We start from the raw sequence: 7,912 nt of genomic DNA, 5'->3' as shown, positions 1-7,912 counted from the left end.
AGCTTAGTTCTTAAGCCACACAAACAGACTCACTCCCTACACAAAATCGACTAATATTACAACCTTTGACGACCACCTGACGCTGGCAGGATGTCGCCAATACTTCTAATACTTGTTTGAACTTTTTCTGAGGATGCTTTAAATCAAAACAATTCAGTACATCTCCCAACCACCTTAAAGCACTTTTGTTTGCCTTGAATGTTGATATTGCACATCGGAATAGTCGGCTGGCACTATGGCATACAAAACGTTTCACGAATGCCAACAATAAGCTTAACCACACCAAAGACTCTGCTATATCTGGGTCTGTTATCATAAATCCTTTAAGATTATTCCACGACTTTAACTCTTTAAAAAACAACTCTATTTGCCATCGCATCGCGTAAATATCTAGCAACTGGTCAAAGTTGAACCCGGTTTCTGGTAGTTTTGTGAGAAGTAAGATTGGCCTTTTATTATCTGGGACGTAAGCTAGTCTATATTCAGAGCCATTCTTATTCCATTTAACTACCATTTCCAATGGTTGAGAGCCGAATTTTTCTAATAACGACTGGAGCTTAATACTCTCACTTACAACTTCAACGCCTGATAGAAACGCTGACGACACTGTTGGATTGATGCGTTTACTTGCTCTGAACATAAAACACCCACCAGTTTCAGCAAGCTGTAGAAAATCTTAAAAATCTAAATAGCCAGCATCTGCTAAGAGTAATGTGTCTTCAAGCGTGTCGCTACCAGACAAGAAATCTCGTTCTGCTTCCACATCTGGACGAATGTCTATCTCACAAGGCTGCTCGCAGAATAGGTCACATGCAATTCGATTGCTGCTGGACTGGTTGTGTTAAATCGCCCTGCAAAGGTTTCGGCCAACTCTTTATGGAGCGCAAAGGAAGCGCAATCTTGGAGCAATACCCGATGAACACCTCTTTTAGAGAAATATGAGCAATCGAGAGAAGAAAACGTCATTGAGGACATCGCCTGCTCAGTAAATTTTTAAGCAAGGTTGTGAAATAGTTTGTAGTCAATCGCGCAATCAAAGTCGCTTTGCAAAGATTGGTGAATATCAGATAGGTTGGCATCCTTTTGAGTCGAAAGGGTTTTAAATGCAGCTTTTAAAAGCTGAACACATGAAAGCTTGCGTAATCTTTTTTGGAATTTAGCATTTTTAGCTTGTTGGTTCAGGTTATCAGATGAAAAGACAGCTTTAATTTGTTGGCAAATTTGGTTAAGGTTCATAAGCGCTCAGTTTTTGATTGAGTGATTGTTAGCGTAACCATTTGATCATTAACACTTAATAGAGTTCGCCTTCAAGTTTTCTTAAGATCCAACCTGTGAGTAATTACTAACCCATATAGAATATATTAGTCATTGATATTAATGGATATATTATTTAATTAGTATGTAGTTATTAAACCGCGCATTTTTTTCCCATTAAATACATTATCTTATCTTGGCAAGATGGATAGCTTGATGCACTTTTATAAGCATGTAGGGAAGACAATGTATTTTTGGAATATATGGGCACTCAAATCAGATCTCCGAGCTAACCAGCTCACCCCTAAATACGATTTAAAATACCTCATCGCTATTATCATTTTGACGTCGTTGCGAAATACGCCAACAGACACCTCAAATGGCTACGACTACTTAAGTTTGTTGCTCGATCTATTGATGTTCATGATCAGCACTTGGTATTGCTTCAAAATAAACGGTGGTGACACTGGCCAAGATTTTTTACGCCGCTACTTATCAATTTTTTGGGTCGTCGGTATTCGCGTTCTCGTTTGTACGGTCCCGATTTCCATTTCTGTCTATTCACTCATATACATAACAAGAGGCGAGTCATCCGAAGAAACCACATTGTTTGATCTCCTGTTCATTTTGTTATTTTCAGGTGTGTATTACTGGCACGTCATTGCCCAAATCAAAGACCTGAAAAACACGGATGTGTGGGAAAAGCAAGTGCGAGGTGCTAAGTCGGACAACAGTAACTAAACCACTGCAATAATGAACAAGTCATATCAACACCACATTGATTAATAAATGGAACAACAAAAACAAAGAGGCTGTATACACTCGTTTGAGTGGGGCAGGTTACGGTGAGCATACTTATTTTTATTATATTCAGTTACTTCTATACCCCCTGCTCTCCGTAACCTTAACACATTGACTTATCGATAGGCTGAATTCAAGTTCAGCAATTAATTTGAATTATTCAATACCTAGAAAGCTCCGCTTATTACACATAACTTTACTAAGTAACCGTGTAATAAATCGTAATATGTTTCCCTTTTTCCTGTGCTTACTATTTCACTGTCGTAGTACACGCTACGACCAATACACTGTGAAAATTAACGCTACGGAGTAACATCAAATGCGTATACGGAAAAATGTAAACGAAATAAAAGACGGAACCCTTTTATGGTATTCAAAAGCCGTTGAAGAAATGAAAAAACGCGATATCTCTGATCCAACAAGTTGGTGGTATCAAGCTGCAATACATGGGATCGGGTTACAAACCTTTAAAGAGAACCCCTTAGGTCCTGACGTGTACAAATGGAGCGAAGAAAGCATATGGACAAAAGCGACTGGCTTACCACCAAATACTGAACTAAAAAAGGAACTGATAGAGCTGTTAATAACAGAAAACACAAACCAATATTTTTGGCAGCAATGCCAGCACGGTTCATGGTTTTTTCTACCCTGGCACCGTATGTACTTATACTTTTTTGAACGTATTGTCAGAAAAACAATTGTCGACCTAAACGGGCCAGAAGACTGGGCACTACCATACTGGAACTATTCTGATGTTGATAACCCTAAGTTAAGCCCAGAGCAACAAGATAGAGCACTACATATTCCACCTGAGTTTGGTTTCACCAATAGCATGGCTGGGTCATCGCACCCCAACCCAGACTTTCCCGGTCTGTGGATGGAAGAAAGGTTGAGTTATAAACTAAATCCAAAGGATGCTAGTAGTACTTCAAGTATGCAGTCTAAGAATTTTGTAGTGAATAATGGCGTTGGTTTTGGGGGAGTTAAATTTACTTTCAGCCATAGCCCTGGCACTTTTGGACTATTAGAGAACGTCCCTCATAACAAAGTACATGTTGATATTGGCGGTGCAATGGGTGACCCAGATACAGCAGCTTTAGATCCGATATTTTGGCTGCACCACGCTAACATAGATAGGTTATGGCAAAGTTGGATTGCAAGAGGGAATAGCAACCCTAAAAGTCATGCGTGGTTAAATCAAGTGTTTGACTTTCATGATGAGCTTGGAAACCATGTCAAGATTTCAACAGCTGATGTACTCAATACGGAAAACCTCGACTATACGTATACCGACAACTTTGCAGGTATAAAGCAGACAGAAAATGCACTCAAAGAGACAAATTCACAAGGCATAAATATGTTTGATATCATTGGTGCGACTACAAAACCGTTAACAATCGGATCGAAATCAGTTTCAACTAGCTTGAACTTTATACCTCAAAAGAACAGCACTGTTATACTGGGCAGTGTCGGTAAAGAGGACGGGCAATCACCCACAGCTATTCACATCTTGTTGGAGAACATCACCGGAACGGGCAACATAGCACCCGTTAACGTATTTATAAGACTGCCAGATAATATAGAGCGCCACTTTGTGGGCAGTGTTGGCCTGTTTGGACTTGCACAATCATCAAGCGTCAGTGCTCGAAATACCGGTGTAGGTATCAATGTTCAATTAGATGCAACCGAAATCGTCCACCAATTGAGAGCCCATCCAAAGTGGAAGTTAGAAGATATACACATTGAAGTGGAGCCAAGTAGAGAACTAGGTGCAGCGAACGCGACCATTGGCCGGATCAGTATAAAAGCTGAAGTTTAGTCACTGGCTATGACAACTTTAGTATATAAAAAAGTGAGCGACTTCAGGGTAGCTCACCCTCACTGGTTCGTGCTGTGCCTTGCCACGTTAATATGGGTGTATTATCTATCCACCTTGCTTGGTACAAGTACCGCACACCATCACCACCATGCTCATCATGATATGCATGCCCAAACAGGGTTTGCCAGCATGACTTGGCAGTGGATGATAATGGTGTTTGCAATGATGCTACCTATGACTAGCGGGACCATCAGAAACCTAGTAAACAGTGTACCGATATACCGCCAGCAGCTGAGCCTTGCGCTGTTTATTGTTGGCTATTCATCTGTTTGGCTGGTATTTGGTGTCGCTTTGCTCTTGGCAACACATATGATCCAAGCCCTCTCGTGGACAGCAAAATTGCAAGTGCTACCCATTGCAGCCTTAGGTTATTTCGCCGCGGGTATACTCAGTGACGCAGCATTTAGAATGCGCTTACTGAATGCTTGCGGCAGTATTTTATCACCTAGGCTAAGGGGCTTTAAAGCAGACTTAGATGTATTAACAATCGGTTTGAAAGAAGGGATAAAATGCGTCAAAACCTGCGCTCACGTTATGATTGCCATGCATATTGCCGGTCACGGTATTGTGCAAATGGGCATATTAACAGCTGCCCTGTTTTATGAAGCAACGCTATATCGAAATAAAAAACATGTCTTACGAAACACTTGCTATGCACTTGCAGTGTACCAATTGATTGTGTTTTATTTCCCACACTTTGGTCATTAGGTGTGTTTTTGTTGCCGTACTCACACTCAGATTACGGCAACAAATATCTACAACATACTGAATTTTATCAGTTACTTTTCTGGCGCATCAACAAAGCTTAAGCCACTTTCAATGCGTGCAAACCAGTTAACAATGTGAGGAAAGTCACTTAAATTAACACCGGCTTTTACGGCAAGTTTTGAGTAGGTATATAAGGCAATGTCGGCAATGCTTGGTTTGGCGCCCAACAGGGAGTCACGATCACTTAAATGTTTATCCAAATAGACCCGAATTCAAGTTCGAAGTGCGGCTGTTAGGTATTAAAACAAAAAACAACGAGGCAGTAATAACTGCCCCGATAGACTTACTTAACTTGACATAAATGGAGTATCCATATATGTCACCTCAGATTTTTATGTCATCTATATTTCTGACTTTTTTAAGGCTCTATAAATATATCATCTCCAGACATACATTCGTCCACTCCATTACTACCAACAGAATATAGTGAAAAAGTACCTAATCGCACATGACACTGGTGCGGGTATTTATATACAAAGTCATTGCCCCAAGGATCTTTTATGTTTAGCTCTCGAAGTAAATATGGCCCATCCCACTTTTCTTCTTTGCCAACATTGCTATAAATTACATTTAAGCCAACCTTGCTGCTGGATGCTCATCAAGGTCTTCTTTAATCCTTTCTAGCACATCATTAACAACCATAATGGATAATAATACTTTTTCTTCATTACTTACTTTTATTTCAGGATCAAATTGAGGCAATAAAGTCAATATGGCAATCACGATTAAAGCGGCAATAACAAACACAACTGTCTTTTTCGTATTCATTCGTATAGCCCCTTAAATACATTAAAAATTTTTCGTTCTGGAGTATCAGGCAAGCCACCTAAACCTAGTATATCACCTTGCTTCTGTATATATATTGATGCCTAGCAGATACTATACCCACACGCTCCAAGCTACCTGTAAGCCAAATATTCCATCTTGAATCATTAAAGTGAAGCGTTTCGTGATAAGCTGTTGCTAAGAAATTATTATATTTTGAACGTCCTGATTGCAAATATTGTTCGCTGATATAAACGTCATTACCACACCCTAGTAAAACACTGCATTTTACAGCTGCGAGAGCTCCATTGATTTCACTCCTGTCAACTACAAGGATATTATGGGGCGTGTCTAACCCTGAGGCTTCGTTAACAGCTTTTAGGCCATTTTCAAAGTGTTTTAGATTTTGCTTATAGTTTTCTGCTTTTTGTTCATAACTCAGGCTTTCTAATTCCTTATCGAGATTTCCAACATAAGAAGAGCCAAGTGTGACCTTCTCACCCCAATCCGCTGTCAATACAGCCGAGAATGCACTGCTATAGGCGCCATTTCTAAACTTACCACCTGTAATTTTCGAAATCGTCCCGCCAACAACAGCTGATATAGCCGCATTGGCAATTGGATTGGATGTATAGCTAGAACCACCGACTGCGGAATTTAAGCCTGCCGCCCAAAACCCATGACCAAAATTACCTCCGTTTATTTCTGCTGCAACGCCTCCAACCAAACCTTGTAAAACAAAGCTGCCTACAGAACCATAATCTTTTCCTCCTATAGACGCGGTCATAGCGGAAGTTAAGCCAGCCTTAAATGCTTGAGATGAGCTCCCACCCATTGCTCTCGTAAACTCATAGTTCCATGCAGCAGCGCAGGCTGCTTGGGCTGGACCACAAAAAGCAGTGAGCATATTCCCCACAATACTAACCAACTCAGCTCCAAACACTTTAGCCGCGCCACTAATAAACTGACGGTTTATCTTTTTCGAGAGGTTGTGCAGACCTTTAAACAAATACCCACTCGGATCCGTATACGACAGCGGATTATTCAACACATAACTATATGCGTTGTAATTCTGCAAATTCATGGGTGCTTGCACAAACGGGTCAGCCTGCATAAACCGGCCCGTGTCTGCATCGAAGATCCGACCATTCATATGAACTAATCGAAATGGTATTTTCAAGAAAAAAATTCAACGTACTGAACCTACATAAGTTAAAATAGATTCAGTGAAATAGAATTGATTAATACAATGTCCAAGTATGATGTAGAGTCAGCTGAAGGTAGCTACCAGCCAGGCTCAGATGAAAAAGTCCTCCTCAATAAGCTAGAGATCATTGATGAAGAAGAAATGGAATCTCTGGAAACTGAGCTACTTCTTCGACTGTATGAAGTTGTTTTTGAAGATTACTGGCCTTTTGAAGTACTAATATTTGATGATATTGCCACATGGCATAGAAAGTGGCTTGGCAATGTTTATGAATGGGCTGGTAGAAATCGTACCGTCACATTAGGAAAGGAAGGCTTTAGTTTTGCAGCCCCCAATCAAATTTCAACACTCACACAAAAATTTGAGAGCAAATACCTTATCCAATTTACCAACCTGCACAAAAAAAGTAGAACTGAACTTGTTTCATACCTTGCGGAAAGCCACGTTGAGTTTATATTGGCTCACCCATTTAGAGAAGGGAATGGGCGCATATCTAGATTGCTGTTGGATGTCATGGCTTTGCAAGCTGGTTATTCACCTTTTGACTACACTCTGTGGGATGAAAACAAAGAATACTACTTTAAATCTATTCAAGCAGGTGTCTCTGGTAACTATAACTATTTGGAAAGGCTGGTTAGTGATACCTTACAAACTAATTTGCGAGGCTAATATGTGCAAAACGTCTATTGCTAGATTTAAGCTTTTTCTCAATCTCTTTCGTAGCGACTCCGGTTTCAATCGCCGTTGAACTCGCAACTGCTCTATAGATCATCGCTTTGCTAACTGTCTTGACCGACTCTTTGGTTGACATAAAATCACCTTGAAAATGCGTACCTTTATAATTTAGCACTTTATAGAAAAGGCCGCAATGCGGCCAGTTATCAGAGTTTCTGTCTTACCAGCGGGTGGGCTCGCAAATATATCTTTCGTACATAGCATAAGCTTACATGCACATATACCTGAGTAGTCGAAATATCTGCGTGTCCAAGTATCATCTGTATCGCTCTCAAGTCTGCACCGCCTTCGTATAAATGCGTGGCTGCGGCATGGCGAAGCTGATTACAAGCTCCCCCTTTGGAGATCCCGGCCTTTTTAATATAACCTGCGATCAGTTCAGAGAGCTGAGTCGGCCTGAATGGTTTACCAAGGGTGGCAACAAATACAGTATTTCCAGAGCAAAGAGTTTCCAGCTTGGGTCTGATCTGATTGATGTAAGTAACCCGAATTCAACATGCAAG

Annotated in this window: 11 protein-coding genes and 1 pseudogene; 4 read left to right on the top strand and 8 right to left on the bottom strand. The window is 40.6% G+C overall.

Annotated elements, in window-relative coordinates; translation table 11 throughout:
• Nucleotides 1-10: 10 nt before the first annotated feature.
• Together N482_RS04105 and N482_RS04100 are read right to left on the bottom strand one after the other, a co-directional pair.
• Nucleotides 11-652, bottom strand: a pseudogene (locus N482_RS04105) (transposase); the annotation flags it as partial.
• 341 nt (nucleotides 653-993) lie between these two features.
• Nucleotides 994-1,236, bottom strand: a complete 243-nt coding sequence (locus N482_RS04100) for a hypothetical protein (RefSeq protein ID WP_063375869.1) — start codon at nucleotides 1,234-1,236, stop codon at nucleotides 994-996.
• Nucleotides 1,237-1,500: 264 nt separating this feature from the next.
• On the opposite strand from N482_RS04100, the gene N482_RS04095 reads away from it, so the two are divergent.
• The 3 genes from N482_RS04095 (at nucleotide 1,501) to N482_RS04080 (ending at nucleotide 4,642) form a co-directional block, all read left to right on the top strand.
• Nucleotides 1,501-1,995 carry a hypothetical protein gene (locus N482_RS04095; RefSeq protein WP_063375868.1) on the top strand — a complete coding sequence of 165 codons (495 nt, stop codon included), beginning with the start codon at nucleotides 1,501-1,503 and terminating at the stop codon, nucleotides 1,993-1,995.
• A gap of 379 nt (nucleotides 1,996-2,374) precedes the next feature.
• Nucleotides 2,375-3,874, top strand: coding sequence for a tyrosinase family protein (locus N482_RS04090; RefSeq protein ID WP_063375867.1), 1,500 nt, complete (start codon nucleotides 2,375-2,377; stop codon nucleotides 3,872-3,874).
• A 9-nt stretch (nucleotides 3,875-3,883) separates the two neighbouring features.
• On the top strand, nucleotides 3,884-4,642 hold the full coding sequence (locus tag N482_RS04080) for a DUF2182 domain-containing protein (protein ID WP_081227736.1): 759 nt from the start codon (nucleotides 3,884-3,886) through the stop codon (nucleotides 4,640-4,642).
• Between the two features lie 71 nt (nucleotides 4,643-4,713).
• On the opposite strand, the gene N482_RS04075 is transcribed toward N482_RS04080, so the two are convergent.
• From N482_RS04075 to N482_RS04065, 4 genes are all read right to left on the bottom strand, one after another.
• Nucleotides 4,714-4,902 carry a glutathione binding-like protein gene (locus N482_RS04075; protein ID WP_063375864.1) on the bottom strand — a complete coding sequence of 63 codons (189 nt, stop codon included), beginning with the start codon at nucleotides 4,900-4,902 and terminating at the stop codon, nucleotides 4,714-4,716.
• A 158-nt stretch (nucleotides 4,903-5,060) separates the two neighbouring features.
• Nucleotides 5,061-5,267, bottom strand: a complete 207-nt coding sequence (locus N482_RS26035) for a type II secretion system protein GspG (RefSeq protein ID WP_081227733.1) — start codon at nucleotides 5,265-5,267, stop codon at nucleotides 5,061-5,063.
• A 5-nt stretch (nucleotides 5,268-5,272) separates the two neighbouring features.
• On the bottom strand, nucleotides 5,273-5,470 hold the full coding sequence (locus tag N482_RS04070; RefSeq protein WP_063375863.1) for a hypothetical protein: 198 nt from the start codon (nucleotides 5,468-5,470) through the stop codon (nucleotides 5,273-5,275).
• Nucleotides 5,471-5,534: 64 nt separating this feature from the next.
• The gene (locus N482_RS04065) at nucleotides 5,535-6,620 is read right to left on the bottom strand and encodes an RHS repeat-associated core domain-containing protein (RefSeq protein WP_081227731.1); all 1,086 of its coding nucleotides are present in this window, start codon (nucleotides 6,618-6,620) and stop codon (nucleotides 5,535-5,537) included.
• A gap of 96 nt (nucleotides 6,621-6,716) precedes the next feature.
• Here N482_RS04065 and N482_RS04060 point away from each other — a divergent pair, with 96 nt between their 5' ends.
• On the top strand, nucleotides 6,717-7,343 hold the full coding sequence (locus tag N482_RS04060; protein ID WP_063375861.1) for a Fic/DOC family protein: 627 nt from the start codon (nucleotides 6,717-6,719) through the stop codon (nucleotides 7,341-7,343).
• Here the strand turns inward: N482_RS04060 and N482_RS25150 are convergent.
• Together N482_RS25150 and N482_RS26030 are read right to left on the bottom strand one after the other, a co-directional pair.
• On the bottom strand, nucleotides 7,327-7,485 hold the full coding sequence (locus tag N482_RS25150; protein WP_196763624.1) for a hypothetical protein: 159 nt from the start codon (nucleotides 7,483-7,485) through the stop codon (nucleotides 7,327-7,329). The genes N482_RS04060 and N482_RS25150 overlap by 17 nt on opposite strands.
• Before the next feature lie 70 nt (nucleotides 7,486-7,555).
• Complete coding sequence (locus tag N482_RS26030; protein WP_419555005.1) at nucleotides 7,556-7,864, bottom strand: tyrosine-type recombinase/integrase; 309 nt, start codon at nucleotides 7,862-7,864, stop codon at nucleotides 7,556-7,558.
• Between the last annotated feature and the right edge of the window lie 48 nt (nucleotides 7,865-7,912).

This window comes from Pseudoalteromonas luteoviolacea NCIMB 1942, from assembly GCF_001625595.1.
Lineage (GTDB): Bacteria > Pseudomonadota > Gammaproteobacteria > Enterobacterales > Alteromonadaceae > Pseudoalteromonas > Pseudoalteromonas luteoviolacea_A.
The sequence above is the reverse complement of the archived record's forward strand: the minus strand, read 5'-3'. Positions and strand labels throughout refer to the sequence as shown.